This is a genomic window from Spirosoma koreense, from assembly GCF_054777875.1.
On sequence record NZ_BAAHAC010000022.1, the window covers coordinates 871,518 to 897,400 of the forward strand.

Consider the following 25,883-nt stretch of genomic DNA (forward strand, 5'->3'; position numbering starts at 1 on the left):
TCTCACTAACTAAGATTAGTGAATTTACTAATTTGGTTTTCTAGAGTCAGAGCAGAGTTTCAAGACTGTATCTTATGCTTAATTAAAGACTAACTTCCTGAATGGTGGATTGCACAGCATTATTCAGGAAGTTAATTTAAAGAGCTAAATCAGGTTTCTATACAAAGGTTTTGACTTACACAAACACGCGGCTCTTACTCTCCTTTATTCGTCTGCTTTACGAATAGGGAACCGTATTTTTTCGGAATTTTCAGCGTAACATCGACCTGATACGGAGCGCGGTCACCGCCAAGGATATGACGATAGAAATGCTGGTGTAGCATTTGGTAGAGATGAGTTATCTGACTCATCTCAAGTGACATAGCTTTCGATTTTGTCGGATAGACAGTTACTTTCTCTTCTTTCCCTTGTCATACTGCCATTGCTTCAGCCTGCGAAAGGCTCAATCAATGACTTGCATTTGACAATCCAATCCTACATGCTACTATTCCTATGAACCGATTCCATTCTGCTATCCTATTGAGTTGTTTGCCGCTGGCTGTAGGATTGACCATCCTGGCCTGTAATAGCAGCGACAGTGTTAATCCATCGACCGGTACGTCGACTAATCCGGGCAGTACGACTACTACAACGAGCACGACTGCAACTGTTGGTACGGGTGTTCCGGATGTGTATAAGAAAATTTACGGAGCGTCTCAGATTTACCTGGAGGGCGATTATGTCGTTATCAAATCGACAGGGCTACCCGACCATAAGACTCCTTATTACAAAGGAACCCAGTGGGAATCGACTCTGTACGTAAACGATACCCGTTCCGGTTTCAAGGCCAATTCCAACACGATCACATCCTTCAGTTACACGTTTAAGATTCCCAAAAGTCCGGCCGTGGCCGCTACGCACAAAGCCCTGCAGGCTGCTACAATTGGGGTTGCCATCAACGGAGTGCCTCTGTTCAACCAGTACCAGATGGAAAACCAGCTGCTGACCCCCGGCGCTGGCGAATATGTTTCCTTCGACCTGTACGGTGGGCATCCAACGCCTTTCAGTGAATACCATTACCATATCGAACCCAGTTATCTGACCGCCACCAAAGGAAGCAGCTCATTGATCGGATTCCTGCTGGATGGTTTTCCGCTCTATGGGCCCGTCGAGAACGGTAAAACTCTAACCAGCAGCGATCTGGATGCTTACCATGGTCATACGAGCGCAACCGCCGACTACCCCAATGGTATCTATCACTATCATACAACGGCCGACGCTCCGTACATCAATGGGAATGGTTATTATGGGACGGCGGGTACCTGGTCGAAATAAATGGTTAGGGCTGCTGGCGGGTGCCTGGATCGCCTGCCAGCCATCGCCCGAAGTAAACCACTACATCGATGCCCGTACCGTGCAGATTGAATCCAGAGAGGGGAGTAGTTTTATTCAAAACAAGCCCATCACGGGTGTTCTATTCTCAATCAACACCCAGGGCGATACGCTTTTCAGGGTGCCTTTCTTCGGGGGTAAAGAAAACGGGAAGGCTTTGTTTTTTTACCCGGGCAACCGCATTCGTGAGGAGCGCTTTTTTGTGAACGGATGGAAAGAAGGAACCCACCGGGGCTGGTACGAAAACGGCCGGCCTATGTTCGAGTATCATTTCCACGACGATTTGTTCGAGAGTAGTTATCGGGAGTGGTTTCCGAACGGAAAACTATTCCGGAACATGCACTACGAAAAAGGCCAGGAGTCGGGTGTACAGCAGAGTTGGTCTGTGACCGGAACGATAAAAATGAACTACGTTATCAAAAATGACAGGCGGTATGGCCTACTGGGTACCAAAAACTGCAGAAATATCTCGGCTGGCACAGCTGGTCAGTAGTTTGTTGGCAATGACTTTTTTTGCTATAGCCTGTCAGTCAGCTACGGACCGGTCATCTCAGGCGCTGCCCTACTATAATTCGCCGGATTTTACCCCTATTTTCCCTGAATCACAAACTGACCTGAAGAAAAAGGTTACCCACACTATCGGTCCGTTTTCCTTGACGGATCAGCATGGCCAGACGATCGACCAGCACGCTATTGAAGTCAAGATTCACGTTGCCAATTTTTTCTTTACGACTTGTGGTGCCATCTGTCCCCGCATGGTCAACAACATGAAACTGGTTGACAAAGCGTTTGGCCATGATCCGAGCCTGGTATTGCTTTCCTATAGTGTGATGCCCTGGACTGACGATGTCGCCCGGTTACAAAAATACGCGCTGGCTAAGGGCATTCGATCGCCCAACTGGCATCTCCTGACTGGTCCCAAATCAGCAATTTATCAATTGGCCCGTCAGTCGTATTTTGCCGAATCGGAATTAGGCTATACCAGAGATAGTACCGAATTTTTACATACCGAACACTGCCTGCTGGTCGATAAGCACAAGCGCATACGCGGTATTTACAATGGCACGCTTGAGCTGGAAATGCACCAACTGATCGCGGATATCCGGACCTTACAGCAGGAGGAGTGACTGGTTATCAGTAAACGTAGAGCAACAACCCTTCTGAAAAATGCCTGTAAACAATCTCATATGGACTAGTTTTTACCTATCTCGGCCAACACATCGGGGAAACCGTTAGTTGTCAGGATAACCATTTTCCCGACATCAGTCTACACGGTATGAATCAGGCTTTACTTAGCCATCGGACGCTGGGGGTTACGTTCTCCGGCGATACGACCTGCGTGCGCGTCTGGGCACCGCTTGCCCAGACCGTTGCCCTGCGCATTTTCAACAAAGACCTGACGGTGCCGCTGCAAAACGATGGCCACTACTGGCAAGCGTCCGTCGATCAGCTGGAGCCCGGCGATACCTACAAATTCATATTGAACGGAACCCTCGAACGGCCTGATCCGGCATCGATGGCGCAACCTGAGGGGGTGCATGGACCATCACAGGCGCTGGATACCAACCAGTTTAGTTGGACCGACACCGACTGGCGCAACCTGCCCCTGGAAGATTACCTGCTGTACGAACTCCATACCGGCACATTCACGCGCGAAGGCACGTTTGCAGGAATCGAAAACCGGCTCGATTATTTAGTAGAATTGGGGATCAATGCCATCGAAATCATGCCGGTGGCGCAGTTTCCAGGTACCCGCAACTGGGGCTACGACGGCGTTTGTCCGTATGCGGTACAAAATTCCTACGGGGGCGCTGCGGGTCTGCAACGGCTGGTAGACGCCTGCCACCGGCGGGGGGTAGCGGTGGTGCTCGATGTGGTATACAACCACATGGGGCCGGAAGGGAATTACTTCTCAGACTACGGTCCGTATTTTACGGCCAAATACCAGACGCCCTGGGGCCACGCACTCAACTTCGACGGCGACTACAGCGATAGCGTCCGGCGGTATTTCATCGAAAATGTGCTGATGTGGTTTCGGGATTTTCACATCGACGGGCTCCGCATCGACGCGGCTCACGCCATCCACGACGATCGGGAAACGCACCTGCTGCGGGAAATAAAAGAGTATGTCGATGAACTGATGCGGCAGACAGGCCGACCGCATTACCTGATCGTCGAGACGGATCAGAACGAAACTCGGTTTATTCAGACGCTGGCCGATCAGGGATATGGCATGGACGCCCAGTGGAACGACGAATTCCACCACGCTCTGCGCGTCACCGCCGGGGGCGAGCGAAAAGGCTACTATGCCGATTATAACGGCATTCAGCACCTGGCCAAATCCTATAAAGATGCATATGTCTACGATGGCGCTTATATGCCCCGCCGGGCACGCATCGTAGGGAAATCGACAGCGGGTCACGCGGGGCGGCAATTTGTGGTATTCTCACAGAACCACGACCATATCGGTAATCGCATGCTGGGCGAACGCCCAAGTCAGCTGGTCAGTTTCGAGATGCAGAAGCTAATGGCCGGTGCGGTGATGAGCAGCCCCTACCTGCCGATGCTGTTCATGGGCGAGGAATGGGGTGAACTCAATCCGTTTCTTTATTTTGTCAGCCACTCCGACCCGGCACTCATCGATGCGGTGCGGGAGGGCCGGAAGCGAGAATTCGCAGCTTTTCAGGGCACAGTCGAAGCGCCCGATCCGCAGGACGAACAGACGTTTGAGCGGTCGAAGCTGCAGTGGAAACAACTGGCGCAGGAGCCGCATAAAACGCTGTTTTGCTACTACCGCACTCTGCTTCGGCTCCGGAAAGAGTCGTCGTTGCGGCACCCCAACCGGGAGTCGGTAGCCGTTGTCGTCGACGAGACCCGGCAGACGCTTACCCTGTTTCGGCGGCATGAAGCGCTCCCTACCACGCGGGCTGCGGAAGGGCCGGAAACAGTAGTTTGTCTGATGAATTTTTCGAAAGAACCACAAACTATCACCCTGCCACTCAGCAATCAGCCCTGGCAGAAACTGATGGATTCTGCCGACCCGCAATGGCGTGGTCCTGTAGCCGCTCCCGCAACGGTTGTGGGCAATGAGTCGGTGGTGATCCAGGCCGAATCGATTCTCATTTATACCAACAAGTGAGTTTCGGAGAATTGACCCCTACTGATTCGGAAAGAGGATGGATCGGTTTATACACGGTTTCGATTTTGGGCACTGATCAGCCGCTGGATCACCACGATATGGCTGAACAACACGACCGGAACCACAAAGCCAGGCAACCAGACGTAGGGCCATTTCAGCAGACCGACATTAGGCTGTTCGAAAGCCAGCTGCTGAAAGGGTAGGGGTAAGGATAGAATTGCCTGAACAACGATATTTAGTACTAAGCCCAGTGCCAGCACGTTCCAGGTCAGTAGCCAGCGCCGGGCCAGTCGTTTCTGACCAACGAAATAATGAGCCACCAATGGCGCGGTCAGACCTGCCAAAATATCGTAATTGCGGCCCTCAAAGGTCATCAGCTGAGGAATTTGCTGCTGCATATAAAGACCATACAGCGTTAGCTCAACCGGCACGCGTACCGTGTGCAGCCGTGTGAGGTCTGCTAACAGAAGCTGGTACAGCCAGGCGCGGCTTTTCGGGTTAGTCAGTAAGCCGATGATGAGCAGGAGTGGTGGGGTCAGCACCAGTGCAAAGCCCGGCGGACGAGCATCGAGTTGCTGAAAGAAGTGATTGTAGGCCAAAACGCCCAGGCCCGCTAGCCAAAGTAAACTCAGGCCAAGGAATAAGCTGGCCTGTCGGATCGAAAGCCGGCGGATGGCGACAAACAGCAGACCCAGAGTTAGCATCGTGGTTGCTGTGAAAAATACATCCAGCCAGGCCGGTGTATCGTCCAGAAGGTGAGAAAGATTGGGGTGCATAAAATTCCTGATTACGGCAGGCGATGATGCCTGGCATGGCAAAGGAAAAGCCCCTGGCTTATCTGGAGAAGGCTGGCTATGGTTTCGTCGATGAATGGTACTGAAAAGCCAAATGAATGGTCAGGAGTTGGCCGAGGCTTCCAGCCAGTTTCTAAAATCAGCACTCCGATATCGACTGACGACAACCTCCTCATGGGGTGCCTGCCGGTGCAGGGCCGGTATCAGGGTAACGACGAGCTTGCGGTTACTGTCGCTCTGCACGGCCCGGACAGCCCCCAATCCAACTATAAACTGCCGACTAAGCTGAAAAAAATAATGCGGATCTAAGTTGGGCGTCAATTGGCTAAAGGCGGAATAACGTGTGGTGATCTGTTGACCATCGGTTTTAACCAGCAAAATCAATCCACCTGTCGAATAGAAATAAGCAAGTTGATCCATCGGCAACCGAAGGCGGCCATTGGGTACGTCGATATCCAGCAAAGCAGGCGTAGTGCGCGCAGGTATGTCGATCTCAGACTGACTGGTCTGTTGGGTAAAGAGGGAGTCGGTACGTTTTTGCCGTTCCGAGAAAGCCCGCAACAGATACAGCCCGGAATAGCCACCGTTTACGAGCGAGGCCAGGGTAACGCAAACGACGACTCCCTTGAGTACCGTGTAGGGCTCGGGCCAGTGCTGGGTATACACCCGTTGGGCCAGTGGGAAAACAAAGGCAAAGGTCAGCAGCGTAGCCACGCCCCCCAGCAGAATCTGGCTCATCAGCCGACGGGTCGGGTGCTGCCAGAAAGGCAACCGTTCATCGAGCCAGCGATAAACCGCCAGATTGACTTCCCAGCAGGAAAGCATCACCGTCGCAACGGTCAGAAAATACGGCCACGGAAATCGATAGCCTGGCTGACCCGGAAGTAGTTGGCTGAACACGACATGTGAAGCCACGAACGCAGCCACAGGAACAATCGTCAGCCGAAAGGCAAGGTGCTGCTGACGTGTAAGTGGGGACATGAGTAGTTGTCGAATCGGACTAAGCGGACTTGCTTTTGCACCACAAAAGTAGGCCTGATACGGGACAATTCGTTTAGCCATGGCGCCTTTCGATAGCGGCTGGATCACCGGATGCCCCGTCGGTGCGCTTCCGGGGAGCGGCCTGAAAGGTACAAAAGGGGGCTCATAGGATTCGATTTATACTTGATCGGCCTATACCTCACTTTTAAGGCCACCTTAAAGCATAGTAGAACAATTAGACTATTTTATTGTACATTTAACTTACTGGTATCTAACCATTACGGAGTGATGAAGCCCTTATCCCTGCGCATCGTGCTGGTAGACGATAACGAGGATTATCGTCGGTTACTACGCTGGTCCCTGAGCCGTGTGCTGGAGCGGATCACTATCGAAGAAATGACTACCGGTGAGCAACTCCTGGCTTGGCTGGCTGCTTATCGGAAGCGATCAGCTACGGAACCAGCCCACGACCCCTGCCAGGTGACCATCATTCTGCTGGATATGCACATGCCAGGCTTAAATGGACTGGAAACGCTGCAGTCCTTAGGCGACATGAGTGATCTGGTGACTATGCCGGTACTGATGCTGACCGCATCGACGGATTCGGCCCTCAAACAGCGAGCCTATCATCAGGGTATTCATCTGTATATCGTCAAACCCACCGGGCCTCATGGGTTCCACCGGATTATCGAAGCGGTTAAGCTCTGCTACCGGGACACGCTTCAACTGCGGGAGCAACTGACACTTCCCCGCATCGACATCAACCCCAACCTTAACTAGCAGTTTTGCTCATACCTGCGCTCGTTGAGCAAATACCGCTGTGCGTTTATACTTCGGCCTTCACGGTCAGTTAACAAACTGAATGCACCACTTTAGGAGCAATAAAAGCAGTTTGGGCCAAAGTAAATGCGACAAAATCCCAGACTGAATGCAAAGATTTGTTTTATGAGGCAATAAAGTTCTGATGTTAGCTTGTTATGATGGCAAAATACTCTTTCGGCTCGCGCGTGAGCGTTTTCATGAGACCATTCTATAGGCAACATAGCTATTCAATATGCCTGTCTTTTTAGGTGCAAAATCCTACAACAGTTAGTAAAAGCAACTTTTACATTTCGTTAGCATTCTTTTACAGGTCATTAACAGACGGCAGGATAGAAACTTTTAGCTTTACGGACCATCGCGTGGTTGAAATCCTTGAAAACAAAAAGTGTACTGATTAAGCCTACAAAAAACATGAAAAAGATCATTTATGCCCTAATCTTACCGCTGGTTGTGGTAAGCGGACTGGTATTTGCTAATCGTGAAATTAAAAATGAAGCTTCTAAAAAGTCAACCTCAAAGCCACTCTCGGCTGCTGACAGGAAAGCTGCATTGAAAAAATGGGAAGCTACCCCTGATGGTATAAAGTACAAAAAATGGGAAGCGTCTCCCGAAGGTAAAAAAGTGTATGCCGGTGAAGCTAAGATAAGGAAGCATATACGTGCTTTTACCAATATGGAGGGAGTTGTAACCTCTCTTTCTCTTCCGCCAGGCTCACGATTAGGTTTCGGAGTGATGGTGAAGATCGATGGTGACGATTATATTCTTAGTTTCGGGCCGGAAAAATCTGACAGGAATTTTTTAAACTTTAACAATGAATTTAAGCAATTGCATAGCCTGAAAGTTAACGACAAAATAAGTATAAAAAGCCATAGCGTATCGCACGCGCCCAAGTATTCATATCCAATAATATCAGGCGATTATATAGAACGAGATAGTGAAGTAATTTATAAACGTGCCCCTCGCAAAGGTGGTTGCTAAGTAAATTACATAATACATAGATGCTTTATTCTTACCGGTTGTTTTTTTACCTCCTGTGGGCAAAACCAAACAGGAGGTAAAAAAATATTATTAAATCTGAAACTAAAGACGTATCCACTTCCATGGTTCGACCCCAAATGTGAGTATACTGATTCTAACGGTACACGCCTGGTAATACAAAACAGCTTTCCCAAAGGTGGACTAGATACGCACCCAACGGGTGTACGATTTGGAAGGAGAATATTCTGAACACGCGTCATTAACGAAACAGATACTCTCGGTATGATGGAAAGAGCATTACCGACTTTAAGAAGTAAAGAACTACTTGGTGGCGCACTTACTTGAGAAGCTGACACGCTCTAACTACGGGAGCGACAGGCCCATCCCCGCATCGATATAGACCCAACCTTAACAGCGTTTTTGCTCATACCCGCGCTCGGTGAGCAAATATCGCTGTGCGTTTATACTTCCACCTTCACGGTTTCAAGCTGGCTACGTTCAATCGTTAAGTTGACTGAGCGGTCAGTTTTAGGCCGGGTTCTGTGAACGGTGTTTTTAGGAATAGTGAACAACTGGCCAGGCATCAGCTCGACTGTTTCGGTTTCCAGATCGATCAGTAGAATGCCCTCGACCTGGAGAAAGGTTTCATCCGAATCGGGGTGATAATGCCAGAAATAATTTTCGGTCATGACACTCACTTTCACCACATGGTCGTTGACAGTGGCTAGCGAGAAATTCGCGTAGGTCGTTACCGCCTGGGTGAGCGCTCGAATATCAATTGGGGTAAGTGAGGAAGCGGCCATATCGATGCATTAACGTTTGCTAAACATTAAACATACGGCAATTCATTCAGTAATTCGCTGAAACCGGCCTATACCCTCAAAATCGTAACCTTCGGTATCCCTTTATTACATGGCCATGGGCCTAATTATATATACGTCGGTTTTTCTTCGGCCGTGGTTTCGAAGAGGGTTACTCTGGGAAAGCGGGACAGGTCGATAGGTTTGTAGACAAAGCCGATATAAAATCCCCAAAACGTGACCAAAACGCCTGTGTAGGTAGCGATTCCCGGTAGGTTCAGGTCGGCCATGAAAACAACGTCCATCAGGCCATGAAAAAGTGCGCAGGCTAGCACGTTGCCGCGGGAGGAATTATACAGCCAGGTAAACAACAGGCCGCCAGCGAGTAAACTGAACAGCCATCCGATAAAACTGCCCGCTTCCATCTGGTTATACGTACCCAGCGGATTCAGAAAGAGCGGCCAGTGCCAGATGGCCCAAAAGAGCGTAAGGAGCAGGGTCGAGGTAAAAGCAGAATAATGAATCTGTAGCCGGGGTAACACAAACCCTCGCCAGCCGACTTCTTCTCCTAATCCAACAATGGCGATGTTGACCACTACATATATACTCGGTGGAAGAAAACTGAACTCGCCCGACGAAAATAGCCGATGCCAGTCGGGCGTTCGATGCTGGGTAACACAGACAAAGCCCGCGATTAGCAGGAGCATCATAAGGGGCGCCAGGAAAGCGACGCCCAGCCAGCGCACGTAACCGCGTCGGGACGTAACGCGCCCGAATAATGCCCGGATGCCACTAAACCCCCTTGTATGGATGGTTACCAGCAAAGCCGCCAACATCGGTCCCAGGCTGCCCAGCAGGTGAACGTAGGGTAGTTTGTCGACGGCTATACCCAGTGGTAGAAAATAAGGCGACCAGATGAGCCAGGTCAGGGCATAGGTCAATCCGAAAAAGAGCAGGAGCTGCCGATGAATTGAGTACGGAGATAGGTCTTCTTTCATAGCAAAGCACGCTGAACGCTGGCAGTCGGGACAAGGTCAGACGTCGGTGTTATTGACCGGAAAGTTAGGGGCGTATCCGGGTTTGCAGGCTGATAACCATCAGGCTGACAACTGACCTTACTTAGAATCCGGTACCTGCCGGACTCTCATCTTTGCTCGTCCTGCTCCCACCTTTCTGGCTTATGCTTGGCTATCTCACCGACAACGTCATTCATCACCTGCTCACAAGCCAGCGGTTCGGCCGCTTAGCCTGCGCTGTAAACGATGAAATCTCACTGGTTCCGGTCAACTGTCTGTTCGACGGTCAATTTGTTTATATTCATACCCGGGAGGGGACCAAAACGCGCCTGATCCGCCAGAACCCATCCGTATGCTTCGAGGTAGACGAACTGCTCTCGCCTTCACTGTGGCGGAGTGTGGTTGTTCGGGGCGTAGCCGAAGAGCTGACCGGCGACGATCGATTGTGGGCGCTGCAGCGATTAGGGGTCCGCCAGCTCCCGCTTTTCAGCGATGAAACACCATTGACCGACGAGAACCCGTCAGAAGCGACAGAGCCTCATCCGCTACCCGCGACTGTATTGTATCGAATTCATATCCAATCCAAAACGGGTCGGCACATTCAGCGTTAACTAATTTAACTGCATCGAAGCAATTCTTTTCCCAATAAGGTGATGACCACAAACCAGACCGACCCTCGCTCTACGATCAGCCCGGAAACCCTACAGGGTATCGATGCCTACTGGCGGGCCGCTAACTACCTGTCGGTGGGGCAAATGTACCTGCGCGACAACCCCCTACTACGGGAGCCGCTGAAGCCGGAACATATCAAAGCGATGCTGCTGGGCCACTGGGGTACCACGCCCGGCCAGAATTTTATTTATGCTCACCTGAACCGATTGATTCGGGAACGCGACCTGAACATGATCTACCTGTCCGGTCCTGGGCATGGGGGGCCGGCGCTGGTAGCCAACACCTATCTGGAAGGTACCTATAGTGAAGTGTATTCGGCCATTACCCAGGACGAAGCAGGTCTGAAAAAACTGTTTACCCAGTTTTCGTTTCCGGGCGGCATTCCCAGTCACGTTTCGCCGGAATGCCCGGGTTCCATCCACGAAGGGGGTGAGCTGGGCTACTCGCTCAGTCATGCCTTCGGGGCTGTTTTCGACAACCCGGACCTGATTGCGGCCTGTGTCGTGGGCGATGGCGAAGCTGAAACCGGTCCGCTGGCGACGGCCTGGCATTCAAATAAGTTCCTGAACCCGGCGACCGATGGGGCGGTGTTACCCATTCTGCACCTGAACGGGTATAAAATCGCGAATCCAACCGTTCTGGCCCGTATCAGCCACGAAGAGCTTCAGCAGTTGTTTCTCGGCTACGGCTGGACCCCGTACTTTGTCGAGGGCGACGACCCGACCGCCATGCATCAGGCGATGGCTGGGGTGCTCGACGAGATTTTCCGGTCAATTCACGACATTCAGCGAAACGCACGGGAGCAAGGGCAAACCGACCGGCCGCGCTGGCCCATGCTGGTGCTGCGCTCACCGAAAGGCTGGACTGGCCCCAAAGAAGTGAACGGTCTGCCGGTCGAGGGCACGTTTCGGGCGCATCAGGTGCCCATTACCGACCCCGCCACCAACCCAGCTCATCTGTCCCAACTGGAAGCCTGGCTGAAAAGCTACCGCCCTGGTGAACTGTTTGACGACACCGGTCGCTTAATACCCCAACTGCAGGAATTAGCTCCGGTTGGAAACCGGCGGATGGGCGCGAATCCGCACGCCAACGGGGGCCTGTTGCTCAAAGACCTGCGCCTGCCCGACTTCCGGGATTATGCAGTTGCGCTGACAAAACCTGGCAGTGTCAGCGAGTCCGACACGACGATCGTGGGTAAATTCCTGCGAGACATCATCGCCCTCAATTCAGCGCAGCGCAACTTCCGAATTTTTGGTCCCGACGAAACCCTGTCCAACAAACTGAACGCCGTTTTCGAGACGACGAACCGGCAGTGGGAAGGTGAGCAAATTCCTTCGGACGAATTTCTGGCGTCCGACGGCCGCGTGATGGAAATGCTGAGCGAACACCAGTGCGAGGGCTGGCTGGAAGGCTACCTGCTGACGGGCCGACATGGGCTGTTCAACAGCTACGAAGCCTTTATTCATATCGTGGATTCGATGTTCAACCAACACGCCAAGTGGTTGAAAGTAACCCTGGGCATTCCGTGGAGACGCAAACTGGCTTCGCTCAATTACCTACTGGCTTCGCACGTCTGGCGACAGGATCACAACGGGTTTACGCACCAGGACCCTGGCTTTATCGATCTGGTGGTCAATAAAAAAGCGGAAGTGGTGCGGGTATATCTGCCGCCCGATGCCAACTGCCTGCTGTCGGTGATGGACCATTGCCTGCGCTCGCGTCATTACGTCAACGTCGTGATCGCCGGCAAGCATCCGGCTCCGCAATGGCTGGATATGCCCTCCGCCGTTACGCATTGCACTCGTGGTATCGGAATCTGGACCTGGGCCAGCAACGATACCGGCTACGAACCCGACGTGGTCATGGCCTGCGCCGGCGACGTCCCTACGCTGGAAACGTTGGCTGCAGTTTCCCTACTACGCCGGGCGGTGCCAGATTTGAAAATTCGGGTCGTGAACGTAGTCGATCTGATGCGGCTTCAATCGGCCAGTGAACACCCGCATGGGCTGGATGATACGGCCTTTGACTTACTTTTTACCGAGAATAAACCCGTTATCTTTGCTTTTCATGGGTATCCGTGGTTGATTCATCGCCTGACCTACAAACGAACCAACCACCGGAACATTCACGTTCGGGGGTACAAGGAAGAAGGGACCATCACAACGCCGTTCGATATGACCGTGCTCAACGAGCTGGATCGCTATCATCTGGTACAGGATGTGATCGACCGGCTGCCTCTGCTCAGAAACCGATTGGCGTATCTGAAGCAGGAAATGCAGGATAAACTGATCGAACACCGGCAGTATATCAATACCTATGGCCAGGATATGCCCGAAGTGCGCAACTGGACCTGGAGCAATTGAAAAAGTTTTCGACAGGATTAGCCGCATTGACAGCATCTAGAACTAACCTACAGCCTGTCAATCCGGTTAATCCTGTCGAAAGCACGTTTAAGAGCGTATTATGACGAAATCCGTATTTATCGCGTCGGTAGAGCCGTACACGGGGAAATCTTTACTGGCGCTGGGGTTAGTGAATAGCCTGCTGGGAAAAACGCAGAAAGTGGGCTATTTCAAACCCATTATTACGCAGCAACTTCCGGGGCAGAAAGAAATTCACATCGAAGCCATTCTGGACTATTTTGCGCTGCCGCTCACTTACGAAGATACCTACGCATTTACCCGGCAGGAAGCCCTGCAGCATATGGAGTCGGAAGGGCGGGGCGAGATGTTGAACACCATCATCAGCAAGTACAAGAAACTGGAAGAAAACTGCGATTTTACTGTTATTGAAGGCAGTGATTTTCTGGGCGAAGGGATCGCCTTCGAATTCGAGTCGAATGTGGTCATTGCCAAAAACCTCGGCGCGCCCGTCCTGATCATCATTACCGGCGAAGGTAAATCGACCGCTCAGATCGTCAGCTCCGCCCTGAGTGCGCTACAGGGCTTCGAAAGCCGGGAGGTGCAGGTGCTGGGGATGGTGGCCAACCGGGTAAAGTCCGAGCAGGTAGAGGACGTCCGGGAGTTGCTCCGGATGCAGCTACCCACCGATATGATGCTCACCGTCATTCCGTGGGAAAAACAGCTGCAAAGCCCGACCATGAAAGAAATCCGGGATGCGCTGGGAGCCAAAGTGCTCATTGGCGAAAGCCTGCTTACCAACCAGGTCGACAACTTCGTGACGGGTGCCATGATGCTACCCAACTTTCTGAATTACATCAAGGAAAATGTGCTGATCGTAACTCCGGGCGACCGGGGCGACATCATCATCGGGGCGTTGCAGGCCAATCTGTCGGCCAATTACCCGAAAGTAGCGGGGATTGTGCTGACGGCGGGTACCGAACCCGACGAGCCCGTTACCCGCCTGATTGCGGGCCTTCAGACCGTTATTCCTATTCTGACGGTGCAGCAGGGCACTTTCGGCACAACGACCGCCATCGGAGCCATTCACTCCCGCATTACGGCCGACAATCGGAAGAAAATCGAACTGGCGATCAACGTATTCGAAACCTATGTCGACACGAAAGCGCTCGACGACCGGCTGGTTACCTATCAATCGGAAGGGATCACCCCGCACATGTTTCAGTACCAGCTCGTCAAAACGGCCCGAAGCCAGAAAAAACACATCGTTTTACCCGAAGGAAACGACGACCGGATTCTGAAAGCCGCGGCCCGGCTGGTTGCTCAGAACATCGTGGACCTGACTATTCTGGGCGACGAAGCCGAAATTATGGCTTCCGCCAAGCGACTGGGCTTAACCCTCGACACCAGCGTGGTAAACATCGTCAACCCGGCAACATCGGTAAACTATGAGGCTTACGCGGCTACACTGTACGAACTGCGTAAAGCCAAAAATGTGAACCTCGACATGGCCCGGGACATGATGCTGGACGTATCCTACTTCGGTACCATGATGGTCTACCAGGGGCATGCCGACGGGATGGTGTCGGGAGCCGTTCACACGACCCAGCACACCATCCGGCCGGCGTTGCAGTTTATCAAAACCAAACCGGGCGTGTCGCTGGTATCGTCGGTCTTTTTCATGTGTCTGCCCGACCGCGTGTCCGTTTTCGGCGACTGCGCGGTGAATCCCAATCCGACGGCGTCTCAACTGGCTGAAATTGCCATTTCGTCGGCCGAAAGCAGCGCCCGTTTTGGCATCGAGCCGCGCATTGCCATGCTCTCGTACTCGTCGGGAACGTCGGGCGAAGGCGAAGATGTGGAGAAAGTCCGGCAGGCCACGGCCCTCGTTCGGGAAAAGCGCCCCGATCTGAAAATTGAAGGACCCATTCAGTACGATGCAGCCGTAGATCCTCTGGTAGGCAGTCAGAAGCTACCCAACTCCGACGTGGCTGGCCGGGCCAGTGTACTGATTTTCCCGGATTTGAATACGGGCAACAATACCTACAAAGCCGTGCAGCGGGAAACGGGCGCGCTGGCTATTGGACCCATGCTGCAAGGACTCAATAAACCCATCAACGACCTGAGCCGGGGGTGTACGGTAGACGATGTATTCAATACGGTGGTCATCACCGCCATTCAGTGTCAGGATAGCCAATAGTATTTCGACGGGATCGACAGCCTGTTCAGGATAAAACCAGAACGGAAACCTGGTCCTTCTTAAAGCCTGTCGATCCTGCCAGAAACCCCAAAAGTATGTACATCCTAGTCATCAATGCGGGCAGCAGTTCCTTAAAATACCAGCTGTTCGATATGCCATCCGACACGCCCCTGTGCTCAGGACTCATTGAACGAATCGGTACGGATGCGGCTTTTATCCGCCACAAAATACTGACCACCGAGCCCGCCCGGACCGTGGAGCAGAAGGGTGCTATTCCCGACCATGCGGCCGGACTTCAGCAGATGCTGCAACTGTTGTCGGATGCTGAGATCGGTGTAATCCGTTCGGCCGATGACATTCGGGCTGTCGGCCACCGGGTTGTGCACGGGGGCGAACGCTTCGCCAAGGCTACGCTGATTACGCCCGCCGTCAAAGAAGCGATAAAAGCCCTGTTTCCGCTGGCTCCGCTGCATAATCCCATCAATTACCAGTGCATCGAAATTGCCGAAAAGACATTCCCGAATGCCCGGCAGATAGCGGTGTTCGATACGGCTTTTCATCAGACCATGCCGCCCTACGCGTTCCGATATGCCCTGCCCGAAGCGCTGTACGCCGAAGAAGGAATTCGGGTTTATGGATTTCACGGCACCAGCCATAAATATGTCAGCGAGAAAGCCGGTACCTGGCTGGGCAAACCTGATGCCAAACTCATTAGTATCCATCTGGGCAATGGCTGTAGTATGACCGCCGTACGGGCAGGCCAGTCGATCGACACGAGCATGGGGTTTAGCCCGCTGGCAGGCCTGGTTATGGGAACCCGTTCGGGCGATATCGACCCCGCCGTTATTTTCCACCTCATATCGATTGGCTACAGCCCCGACGAGGTGAATAACCTGCTCAACAAACAGTCGGGTATGCAGGGGCTGACGGGCCTCAACGACATGCGCGATATTCGAAAAGCGCTGGATGCCGGAAGTCGGGCGGCTGCTCTTGCGCTCGATATTTACGCCTACCGAATCCGAAAATACATTGGCGCGTATACCGCCGTGTTGAATGGGCTGGACGCTTTGATTTTTACTGCAGGCGTCGGCGAAAACGACAGCGCCATGCGCGAGCGCATCTGTCAATCCCTCGACGTGCTGAATATTCAGCTTGATCCCGCAAAAAACAGCGCGGTATCGGCCGACATCCGCGACGTTAGCCGGGCTGGGGGGGCGGTCAGGATTCTAGTGATTCCCACCAATGAAGAGCTGGAAATTGCCAATCAGAGTTACGCGCTGTTGTGTACGACCTAATATAATCTTATCGGTGCGGCCATACTCCGGTCCGAAAAAGAGCAGCAGAATTCCTGATAAGTCTATGGTCGTCTGTCTTTTCGTTGGTGCACCCATCTGGTGTAGCGACCGGAAGTGGACCTTCGACGCGTAGTCTATACGTGTTCCTGGCTAGTAGAAAATCGGTTCAGGAGCGTTTATTTACCAAATTGGTTTATTCGTATGCCTACGGGAGAATACAGCGTAGCATAACCGGTTCCGGTAGTGAAGAAGCGCGGCTGTTCCTGACCAGGCTAACCAATAGTGTGCTTTTCCAAACAATCACGAATGGACTATCGTCAATTAGGGAAGACCGACCTGAATGTATCTCTGCTCAGTTTTGGCGCGTCGCCACTGGGAAATGTGTTTAATGAGGTATCCGAAACGGAAAGCATACGGGCCGTGCATACCGCCATCGACCACGGCATTAATTTCTTCGATGTGGCTCCGTTTTACGGTGATACACTGGCCGAAAAGCGATTGGGAAAGGCACTGAAAGGAAAACGGAATTCAGTTTTTCTGGCCACGAAATGCTGTCGGTACGGAAACGGTATTTTCGATTTTTCCTATGAGCGGGTTCTGCGAAGCATCGATGAATCGCTGGAGCGGTTGCAGGTCGATTACGTCGACCTGCTGACCGTACACGACATTGAATTTGGCGACCTGCAACAGGTGTTGACCGAAGCTATTCCGGCGGCTCTGAAGGTCAAAGAGATGGGGAAAGCCCGCTATGTCGGCTTTTCGGGTTTGCCGGTGCGGTACCTGGCCCAGGTTGCGCGCGAGGTCACTGTCGACACGGTTTTGTCGTGGGGACATTATAACCTGCTGGAAGACGAAATTAATGACGAACTGGTACCCCTTTCGCTGGAGAAAGGATTTGGGCTGATGAATGCCGCTCCGCTGATGCAGCGAATTCTGTCGGATGCGCCCGTTCCTGTCTGGCAAAATTCTCCACAGGCGGTAAAAGACATGCAACCTAAACTGGTAACCTTGTGCCAGGAGTATGGGCTGGCGCTGAGTGATGTCGCATTAAATTATGCCGTGCTTCATCCCGTTATCGCCACCACCATCGTCGGCATATCCGAACAGCGACAGGTCGAGCAGAATTTGCGGGCCCTTCAAATTCACCTGCCCAGCGAGCTGCTTGAACGCATCGAAACGTTGGTAAGTCCGGTGAAAAATCAAATGTGGTTTGAAGGTAACCCAGCCAACAACCTTCCTAAAACTAATCGTATAGCATGAATAAGCAACCTGCCCTGGTGCTGGTCGAGCCCGGAAAAACAGAAGTGCGCACCATCGATATCCCGGTTCCCGGACCGGAAGAGGTGTTGCTTCAGGTCAACATGGTCGGTTTCTGCGGGGGTGATCTCAACGGGTTTCGTGGCCTGTTCGAATTACAGGAATACCCCAATGTGCTGGGGCATGAAGTAGGCGCTACGATTCTGGAAATAGGTAGTCAGGTGCCTGACCAGTTCCAACCCGGCATGCACGTCACGCTGAACCCGTACCTGAACTGTGGCGTCTGTCTTTCCTGCCGGAAAGGTCGTCCAAATGCCTGTCAGGATAATAAAACGATGGGCGTTCGCCGACCCGGCGCCATGACCCAGTTTATCAGTGTCCCCTGGCAGAAGCTCCATCCTTCCTCGCAGCTGTCGGTTCGGGAGTTGGCCCTGGTCGAGCCGCTTACGGTTGGTTTTCACGCCGTAACCCGAGGGCGCGTCACGGCAGGCGAAAAAGTAGCCGTCATCGGTTGTGGTATCGTCGGACTGGGAGCCGTCGCGGCAGCCGCCCACCGGGGCGCAGACGTGACGGCCATCGACATCGATGAGGCCAAGATGAAAACTGCCCGGCTGGCCGGGGCTGCTCATACCATCAACACCACGAACGTCGACTTGCACGAAGCCCTGCTGGCGATAACCGGCGGAGATGGTCCCGACGTGATCATCGAAGCTGTCGGGCATCCGGCGACCTATCGGGCGGCTGTCGAGGAGGTGGCTTATACCGGTCGGGTCGTTTACATTGGGTACGCCAAAAAGCCGGTCGATTATAACACGGGTGTATTCGTGCGGAAAGAGATCGAAATTCTGGGCTCACGCAATTGCCTCGGCGAATTTCCGGAGGTAATCGACTATCTCGAAAAGGGCAAATTTCCGGTCGATGCGGTCATTAGCCGGACGGTGAGTCTGGAAGACGCGGGCGCGGCCCTGGCCGAGTGGTCGGCAAATCCGGGACCGATCACGAAAATAATGGTGGATTTTGGTAACCTGACGAACTGATGAAATCCTGCGTTACGATTGCGCTCGTTCCGGCCATCAGAACCGGTCCGTGGATTTACTGGGATGAGTTGGAAACCAGCATGGCGAAAGCCGCAGCCCTGGGTTTCGACGCTGTCGAATTGTTTACGGCATCGGCCGATGCCGTTAGCGCCGGCCCCTTATCCGAACTGGCTCATCGGCTGGGGCTGACCGTGGCGGCCGTAGGAACCGGTGCTGGAAAAGTACTCCACGGACTGACCCTGACCGACCCCGACCCGCAGATCCGCGCCAGAGCCATCGCTTTCATTGCCGAAATGATTTCGTTTGGCGCATCGGTGGGGGCGCCGGCTATTATTGGCTCCATGCAGGGAAATGCGACGCCCGCCGTTGGCAAGGAGCAGGCGATCCAGTGGCTAACCGAAGGGCTGGATACGCTGGGCCCGTTAGCCGAAGCGCAGGGCGTAAAGCTCATCTACGAACCCCTCAACCGGTATGAAACGAACCTAGTTAACGACCTCCGGTCGGGCGTCGATTTGATCCGATCCCTGAAAACGAAACAGGTAGTTCTGCTGGCCGATCTGTTTCACATGAATATCGAAGAACCTTCGCTGGCCGACAGTATTCGCGCGGCTGGTGCTCATATTGGTCATGTTCACTTTGCTGACAGTAACCGACGCCCGATCGGTCTGGGGCATACGGCTATGAATGAGGTAGCCACTGCCCTGAACGAAATTGGCTACGAGGGGTATATTTCTGCCGAAGCGTTTCCTTATCCCGACCCCGACCAGGCGGCCCGGCAAACCATTCAATCGTTTAACACCTATTTCGGATAACTGACCGTTTAACTCTCCTGCTGTATGCAACGATTTTGTCTGGCACTCGACCTGAAAGATGATCCTGAACTGATAGCCGAATACGAACGATGGCATGCCCAGGGAAAAGGCTGGCCTGAGGTGCGGGCCAACGATCTGAAAGCTGGTATTCAGGATATCCAGATTTATCGGACGGGTAACCGGATGGTCATGATCCTGGAAACGGACGATGCCTTTACGTTCGGGAAAAAACAGGCGCTGGACGCCGACAATCCGCACGTTCAGGAGTGGGAACGCCTGATGTGGACCTTTCAGCAACCGCTACCCTGGGCCGAAGAAGGACAGAAATGGGTGCTGATGAACCAGATCTTTCAGTTCGAAAAAGACGTATAACCGATGGGTCAGCCCGAAGGGGCTCAGGCGAGTGATGGAGTTTGTCGGGGGCTGACACCGCTACTGGCTGGTTGCCGATCGACGCCCTTTGCCGTAAGTGCCTTCCTGAATCAGTCCTGAATCGTCGTATGCCCGATCCATAACACCGGACAAACCAGTGCCTCATTTTTTTTGCAAAAATTTTTGGTGTCGATATGACATTTAAAAATTTAGTGTCATTTTTACACTAATAAATATTACAATAGACATGTAACCTCTTGCTCTCTGGTTCGCCAGCGTTGGGGTTGGATCTTGTGTAGGTATAAACGAGAAAAGTAATAGTGTATAGTAGATAGGTTTGAATAATTAAGGCTACTAACCATCAGAGATTTCTACTGATCGGTTCTTCAATCATAGGTTAATAGTCAGTAAAACTCCACGGGATTCCCGTGGAGTTGTTCTTGAAAAGGTGAGCCTACCTCGTTTTTTGACACTAATAACTTTTTGGTTGTATAATTTGCTGTTTAGGTATAATTTTTATTATTTCAGACATACGAAATTACGTTCAATTTGATGGCTTCTGACGACCAGATCGTATGGCAATTATTTCGTGCGGGTGATAAGCAGGCGTTGGGTCGGTTGGCCGAACGCTGTTATCGCATGCTGAAACATTATGGCCTGAAATTTATGGTAGACGAAGCCATAGTCGAAGACTGTATACAGGAATTGTTTCTGCAACTCTGGCAGAATCGCCTGCAAATCAACGACACGGAGTCTGTCAGACATTATCTGCTAAAAGCGCTGAGACATCACATCCTTCAGTATCTACGGAAGAAACGGCTGAATCAGGAAGAAATAGACTGGGACGGTTCACTGGGTGAAGAAATGGATTCAGAAACCCTGTTGATTCAACAGGAATCGCTTACCTTACTGACAACCACGATACAAGCTCAGTTAGCCTCCTTACCCGCTCGCGAACGGGAAGCCCTTTACCTACGCTTTTACGAAAACTTATCCATACCCGAGATTGCCGAAGTGATGAACGTAAACCGACAATCGGTTTCTAACTTTCTGCAGAAAGCACTCAATAAGCTTCGTAGTCAGTGGCTTGTCCACACGTTTCTGACGGTTTGTATTTTTTTTCAAAAAAATTTGCTTTAAGTAGGGTATCGTTGGCGCGACTCTTCATACTATCAATGAAAATCGCAGAAAAGTACCAATGGCCCTTCCTTTCGAAAATTTTTCAACCGTCGAGGATTTTTTAGAAAACGACGCGTTCCGGGCCTGGGTCCTGAAACGACGGCCGGAAGATCAGGAAATCTGGCAGCAATGGCTGGCGGAGTACCCCGAAAAAAGAGCCCTTTATGAGCAGGCCGTAGCTACTTTCTTAGTGCTTCAGGGAGAGCAGGTCGCGATCACGGACCAACAGGTCAAAGCGAAAACAGAAGAACTGCTCCACCAGCTTACCAAAGCCCCTACGGTCGTCAGGCCACTGTTCGGCTGGGGGCGGTGGGCGGCTGCAGCCGCAGTAGTCGGATTGGCAATCTATTGGCAGTTCGGCAGCTCCCTTTCCAGGCCGTTCGCTGCCTTTCGTAAACAGGACGCCCAGGTTATTCGGGACGTCGGCTGGAAGATCGTAAAGAATGGAACCGGACAGCCAATGGTAGTGCTGTTGCCCGATAATTCATCAGTCCTGCTTTCTACGGGTAGCCAGTTACGGTTTCATAAACAGAACATTCACAAGCTTCGGGAAGTGTATCTGCAGGGAGAAGGATTTTTCGAAGTGAGTAAAAATCCGGCTAAACCATTCATCGTTTATACCGCCAACCTAACCACGAAGGTGCTGGGAACCAGCTTTCAGGTACATTCTTTCGACAAAGAAACGGCGGCCTTCGTGAAGGTGAAAACGGGTAAAGTTTCGGTTACACCGGCCTACGCTCCCGACAAACCCATACTGCTGACAAAGAACGAACAGCTCAGTCTGGAGACCAAAACGGATAAGTTCATCAAACGAGACATCGTACCGGCAAAGGGCAATTCGTCGGGTATAGTCAGTCAGCAGTTCACCTTCGAGTTTACGCCCGTATCGGAGATTTTCACGCTACTGGAAACCAGCTACAACATGCCGATTCGCTACGATCGCCAATTGCTGGCCCACTGCACGTTTACCGGTCAACTCAACGATGCTTCTTTTCTGGAAAAAATCAGGCTGATCTGTCTGACTATTGAATCGACGTTCGAAGTTGTTGATAACCAGGTCGTCATTCATAGCCATGGTTGTAGTTAGTTGTCCATTTTAACCTTTAAACCGCCGGCCTCTATGCTCTGAAAACTATCGCTTCTTAACTAGAAAGAGCGATAGTGCTACCAACACTATCGCTCAATTGTCCACAAATGTGTCTGATACACACATTATCTCTTTAGGTAGAGAAGGGACGTGTTTCTTGTCATTTCTTCCCAAAACAACAAAAACGCATAAATGTATGCAGTACCGTTTCATCAATCGCAATGTTTGGATCAGGATTATGAAAATTTCCAGCCTGCAATTCGTACTTGCCCTTACGTTAACGCATGTTGGCTTTGCGCTCGACGGCAGGGCGCAGGAACTGCTAAGCCGACGCATTAGCATATCCGCTCAGAATGAGGATGTCGAAGTGACAATCCGGCGCATCGAAAAGCAAGCCAACGTTCAGTTTCTTTTTAGCAGAGAGATCATTCAGTCGAAGCGAAAAGTAAATTATCAGGCTAAAAACGAACAGCTTTCGCAGGTATTGACGCAAATTCTGACTCCGCTCAACCTAAGTTACGAGGTGGTAGGGCAGCAGATCGTTATCCGAAGGGAGGGGGGTGTTCCGGCGACCATGCAGCAGGATAAGACCTCCGGCGACATCATCGTGGAGCCGGCACAGGATATCCAGATATCGGGCCGGGTTACGGGCGACAATGGCGAGGGGTTGCCTGGTGTCAATATCCAGATCAAGTCTACTCAGCGGGGAACGACGACCGACGGAAACGGTTCATACCGGATTAGTATCCCGGATCGAAATGCGGTCCTTGTTTTTTCCTTCATTGGCTACGTTAGCCAGGAAGTAGCCGTCGGTGCGCAGTCGACAGTGAATGTTACCTTAGCGTCTGACGATAAAACCCTCAACGAAGTGGTGGTTGTCGGATACGGGGTCCAGCGCAAACGCGATGTGACCGGCTCGGTGGTTTCCGTCAATGAAACTACCCTCAAGGAAGTACCCGCTCCGAACCTCGTCAACCAGTTGAAAGGCCGGGCCGCCGGGGTAACCGTCGTGAGTAACGGCTCAACGCCTGGTTCTCAGGGACAAATCCGTATCCGGGGTAACCGTACCCTGACGACCAGCTCTAATTCAGCCGATGGGCTGGACGGGCCGCTGGTGGTGGTTGATGGGATACCCTACGGCGGGCTCAATGACATTAACCCGGATGATATCGCCAGCCTGGAAATCCTGAAAGACGCGTCGGCGACGGCCATTTATGGGTCCAGAGGGTCGGGGGGCGTTATTCTGATCACGACCAAACGGGGCAAAATCGGCAAGCCTGTATTCAGCTACGACGGCTATCATGGTATCACCAACATCATGGGCAAGTTCAACGTGATGAATGGTCCGGAATATGCCCAGTTTAAAGACGATGCGACCAAATACAACCGTACCAGCCCCGGCACAACCGCTTACCCGCTCACCCAGAAAGAAAAGGATGCGCTGGCGGCTGGTATTTCGACCGACTGGCAGGATTTGCTGTACAAGCCTGGCTTCAATACCAACCATCAGCTGAGCATGGTCGGCGGAGTAGAGAACACCCAGTATTCGGTGGGGCTGGGTTATTTCAATGAGACGGGGATTATCCCCAGTCAGAAGTTTGAACGCTATACCATCCGGGCGACGATCGACCAGCGTATCGGCAAACGCATTAAGTTTGGATTGAATACCCTGAATACCCTTACCTATACGAATACACCGGGTGGTGGTGGCGTTCCGGGCGGGCTGGTGCGGTTGACACCCCTGGCCGCGCCGTACAATGCTGACGGGACGGTGAACCTGTTTCCGGCAGAAGGCTCCATCGATGCCGCCACGATCAGCCCGCTGACGATCATTACCAAAAAAGATTCGTATCTGGGCCGTACCCGATCCATTCGCACGTTTAACAGCCTATACGCCGAACTGGCTATTTTGCCCGGCCTGCGGTATCGGGTAAATGCCGGGTTGAACTACAGCCAGTCGAGCTACAATGGTTATAATGGACCATTGACCTATTTTAACACGGCTACGGTACAGTCATCTTCCAACGCTGAAATCAGTAATACCGAATACTGGGATATTAATCTTCAGCACCTGCTATACTACGACAAGACGATTGGTAAGCATAAATTCGGCGTTACCGGGCTGTACGAAATTACCAAAAACCACTCGCTGGGTAGCCGATTTACGGTAACCGGGGTTCCGGCCGATTACATCAAGACATCTAATTTCTCACTGGCTTCCGGCACGCCGGTTGCTCCTTCGGACTTTGGTAACTCGTTTTCCGAACTCGGTCTGCTTTCCTACATGGGTCGGGTAAACTACAGTTACAACGACCGCTATCTGCTGACGCTGACATTGAGACGCGATGGGTCTTCTACGTTATCGCCCGGTAATCAGTATTTTAACTACCCGGCTATCGGGGCAGGCTGGAATGTCATCGAGGAAAACTTCATGAAAAGCGCTCCTGTCATTTCGAACCTGAAACTACGGGGAAGCTGGGGTATTTCCGGTAACCGGAACGTGGGCGCTTACGCCACACTGGGGGCCCTGTCGGCGGGTTATTATAATTTCGGTACGGGAACGGCCGGCCAACAACTGGCCTACACGGTCACCAGTCTGCCGGCTACCGGCCTGGGCTGGCAATCGACCTCGCAGATCGACCTGGGCATTGACTTTGGCTTCCTGAATAACCGCATTACGGGTAGTGTCGACTGGTATCATCAGCAAACGAAAAACATTTTGCTGTCTGTACCGCTGCCAGCCAGCAATGGCGCTGGCTCGACCCTGAAAAACCTGGGACGGACGGAGGGCAAAGGCCTGGAAACCGCCTTGACGGTTGACATTTTCCGGAATCCGAAAGGGTTCAACTGGAGCGTCGATGCTACCTATTTCTTTAACCGGGAAAAAATTACGCAGTTGACCACGCCGGCTGAACTCTCCAACGTAGGGGCGGGCTGGTTTGTGGGGCAACCCCTTTCGGTGATCTATGATTACAAAAAGATTGGCATCTGGCAGACATCGGACAAAGAAAACGGAACCCTGGCCAAACAAACCTCACCGGTGCAGTATCCTGGACAGATCCGGGTCGAAGACCTGAATGGCGACGGAAAAATTGACGCCAACGACCGTCAGCTGCTGGGTAATTTTCAACCTGCCTGGGAGGGTGGTCTGACCAACCGGTTCAGCTTTAAAAACTTCGACCTGTCGATTGTCACCTTTGCCCGCATGGGTATGAAAGTGATCGTGCCGTATCTGACGGGTAATTCGACGGGGTCGGGCGGTTTTGCGTTCTTCAACCAGGGCCGGGTAAACCAGGTGAAAACCGATTACTGGACCGATACGAACCCCACCAATGCGTTTCCGGCACCCGACGCCGGTCAGGCAGTCGCCTGGTTTGGCTCGACCCTGGGGTACTACGACGGTTCGTTCATTAAAGTCAGAAGTATCAATTTGGGTTACACCTTCACCAGCGAGCTGATCCGGAAAATCGGAATGAGTTCGGCCCGGGTTTATTTCAACGCCACCAATCCGTTTATCCTTTATTCGCCACTGGTTCGTGACCACCTGGCGGTTGATCCGGAGGGAAATAGTTACGCCAGTGGACAATCGACGCTGAACCCGCAGGGGGCCGGCGACCGGGGTACGCCCGAACGGCAGATCGCCGTAAACCTGAACAACCCGCCCGTACGGCAATTCACGCTGGGTGTCAATCTTAAATTCTAACCTTGGAA

General features: G+C 52.3%; 21 protein-coding genes. 17 read left to right on the forward strand and 4 right to left on the reverse strand.

The window, feature by feature from the left end; translation table 11 throughout:
• Nucleotides 1-492: 492 nt before the first annotated feature.
• From ACYVC2_RS16905 to treZ, 4 genes are all read left to right on the forward strand, one after another.
• The gene (locus ACYVC2_RS16905; protein ID WP_461103793.1) at nt 493-1,314 is read left to right on the forward strand and encodes a YHYH protein; all 822 of its coding nucleotides are present in this window, start codon (nt 493-495) and stop codon (nt 1,312-1,314) included.
• Complete coding sequence (locus tag ACYVC2_RS16910) at nt 1,286-1,864, forward strand: toxin-antitoxin system YwqK family antitoxin (protein WP_461103795.1); 579 nt, start codon at nt 1,286-1,288, stop codon at nt 1,862-1,864. The genes ACYVC2_RS16905 and ACYVC2_RS16910 overlap by 29 nt, the downstream gene beginning before the upstream one ends.
• A 10-nt stretch (nt 1,865-1,874) precedes the next feature.
• Nucleotides 1,875-2,498, forward strand: coding sequence for an SCO family protein (locus ACYVC2_RS16915; RefSeq protein ID WP_461103797.1), 624 nt, complete (start codon nt 1,875-1,877; stop codon nt 2,496-2,498).
• A gap of 149 nt (nt 2,499-2,647) precedes the next feature.
• A complete protein-coding gene (gene treZ, locus ACYVC2_RS16920; protein ID WP_461103799.1) occupies nt 2,648-4,510 on the forward strand; it encodes a malto-oligosyltrehalose trehalohydrolase in 1,863 nt (620 codons plus the stop codon).
• A gap of 47 nt (nt 4,511-4,557) precedes the next feature.
• On the opposite strand, the gene ACYVC2_RS16925 is transcribed toward treZ, so the two are convergent.
• The gene (locus tag ACYVC2_RS16925) at nt 4,558-5,286 is read right to left on the reverse strand and encodes a hypothetical protein (protein ID WP_461103801.1); all 729 of its coding nucleotides are present in this window, start codon (nt 5,284-5,286) and stop codon (nt 4,558-4,560) included.
• Nucleotides 5,287-5,406: 120 nt separating this feature from the next.
• The gene (locus tag ACYVC2_RS16930) at nt 5,407-6,285 is read right to left on the reverse strand and encodes a LytTR family DNA-binding domain-containing protein (RefSeq protein WP_461103803.1); all 879 of its coding nucleotides are present in this window, start codon (nt 6,283-6,285) and stop codon (nt 5,407-5,409) included.
• Between the two features lie 288 nt (nt 6,286-6,573).
• Here ACYVC2_RS16930 and ACYVC2_RS16935 point away from each other — a divergent pair, with 288 nt between their 5' ends.
• Both ACYVC2_RS16935 and ACYVC2_RS16940 read left to right on the forward strand, forming a co-directional pair.
• Entirely contained in the window at nt 6,574-7,065 is a 492-nt protein-coding gene (locus ACYVC2_RS16935) for a response regulator (RefSeq protein ID WP_461103805.1), read from the forward strand.
• Nucleotides 7,066-7,518: 453 nt separating this feature from the next.
• Nucleotides 7,519-8,085: a hypothetical protein gene (locus ACYVC2_RS16940; RefSeq protein ID WP_461103807.1), complete on the forward strand. Its 567-nt coding sequence runs from the start codon at nt 7,519-7,521 to the stop codon at nt 8,083-8,085.
• A gap of 461 nt (nt 8,086-8,546) precedes the next feature.
• On the opposite strand, the gene ACYVC2_RS16945 is transcribed toward ACYVC2_RS16940, so the two are convergent.
• Nucleotides 8,547-8,888 (reverse strand): cupin domain-containing protein, encoded by a 342-nt coding sequence (locus ACYVC2_RS16945; RefSeq protein ID WP_461103809.1) that lies wholly within the window; start codon nt 8,886-8,888, stop codon nt 8,547-8,549.
• A gap of 125 nt (nt 8,889-9,013) precedes the next feature.
• Nucleotides 9,014-9,883, reverse strand: a complete 870-nt coding sequence (locus ACYVC2_RS16950; RefSeq protein WP_461103811.1) for a CPBP family intramembrane glutamic endopeptidase — start codon at nt 9,881-9,883, stop codon at nt 9,014-9,016.
• Between the two features lie 182 nt (nt 9,884-10,065).
• Here ACYVC2_RS16950 and ACYVC2_RS16955 point away from each other — a divergent pair, with 182 nt between their 5' ends.
• From ACYVC2_RS16955 to ACYVC2_RS17005, 11 genes are all read left to right on the forward strand, one after another.
• Nucleotides 10,066-10,512 (forward strand): pyridoxamine 5'-phosphate oxidase family protein, encoded by a 447-nt coding sequence (locus ACYVC2_RS16955; protein ID WP_461103813.1) that lies wholly within the window; start codon nt 10,066-10,068, stop codon nt 10,510-10,512.
• A gap of 42 nt (nt 10,513-10,554) precedes the next feature.
• Entirely contained in the window at nt 10,555-12,936 is a 2,382-nt protein-coding gene (locus ACYVC2_RS16960; protein WP_461103815.1) for a phosphoketolase family protein, read from the forward strand.
• A 100-nt stretch (nt 12,937-13,036) separates the two neighbouring features.
• Nucleotides 13,037-15,133 (forward strand): phosphate acetyltransferase, encoded by a 2,097-nt coding sequence (pta, locus tag ACYVC2_RS16965; protein WP_461103817.1) that lies wholly within the window; start codon nt 13,037-13,039, stop codon nt 15,131-15,133.
• A 95-nt stretch (nt 15,134-15,228) separates the two neighbouring features.
• Complete coding sequence (locus ACYVC2_RS16970) at nt 15,229-16,428, forward strand: acetate/propionate family kinase (RefSeq protein ID WP_461103819.1); 1,200 nt, start codon at nt 15,229-15,231, stop codon at nt 16,426-16,428.
• Nucleotides 16,429-16,734: 306 nt separating this feature from the next.
• On the forward strand, nt 16,735-17,688 hold the full coding sequence (locus ACYVC2_RS16975) for an aldo/keto reductase (RefSeq protein ID WP_461103821.1): 954 nt from the start codon (nt 16,735-16,737) through the stop codon (nt 17,686-17,688).
• On the forward strand, nt 17,685-18,722 hold the full coding sequence (locus tag ACYVC2_RS16980) for a zinc-binding alcohol dehydrogenase family protein (protein WP_461103823.1): 1,038 nt from the start codon (nt 17,685-17,687) through the stop codon (nt 18,720-18,722). Before ACYVC2_RS16975 ends, ACYVC2_RS16980 begins: the two co-directional genes overlap by 4 nt.
• On the forward strand, nt 18,722-19,534 hold the full coding sequence (locus ACYVC2_RS16985; RefSeq protein WP_461103825.1) for a TIM barrel protein: 813 nt from the start codon (nt 18,722-18,724) through the stop codon (nt 19,532-19,534). Before ACYVC2_RS16980 ends, ACYVC2_RS16985 begins: the two co-directional genes overlap by 1 nt.
• 24 nt (nt 19,535-19,558) lie before the next feature.
• Nucleotides 19,559-19,906 (forward strand): L-rhamnose mutarotase, encoded by a 348-nt coding sequence (locus ACYVC2_RS16990; protein ID WP_461103827.1) that lies wholly within the window; start codon nt 19,559-19,561, stop codon nt 19,904-19,906.
• A 552-nt stretch (nt 19,907-20,458) separates the two neighbouring features.
• Nucleotides 20,459-21,046: an RNA polymerase sigma factor gene (locus ACYVC2_RS16995; RefSeq protein WP_461103829.1), complete on the forward strand. Its 588-nt coding sequence runs from the start codon at nt 20,459-20,461 to the stop codon at nt 21,044-21,046.
• Between the two features lie 58 nt (nt 21,047-21,104).
• Entirely contained in the window at nt 21,105-22,172 is a 1,068-nt protein-coding gene (locus tag ACYVC2_RS17000) for a FecR family protein (RefSeq protein WP_461103831.1), read from the forward strand.
• A 196-nt stretch (nt 22,173-22,368) separates the two neighbouring features.
• Nucleotides 22,369-25,875 (forward strand): TonB-dependent receptor, encoded by a 3,507-nt coding sequence (locus ACYVC2_RS17005; RefSeq protein WP_461103833.1) that lies wholly within the window; start codon nt 22,369-22,371, stop codon nt 25,873-25,875.
• The last annotated feature ends 8 nt before the right edge of the window (nt 25,876-25,883 follow it).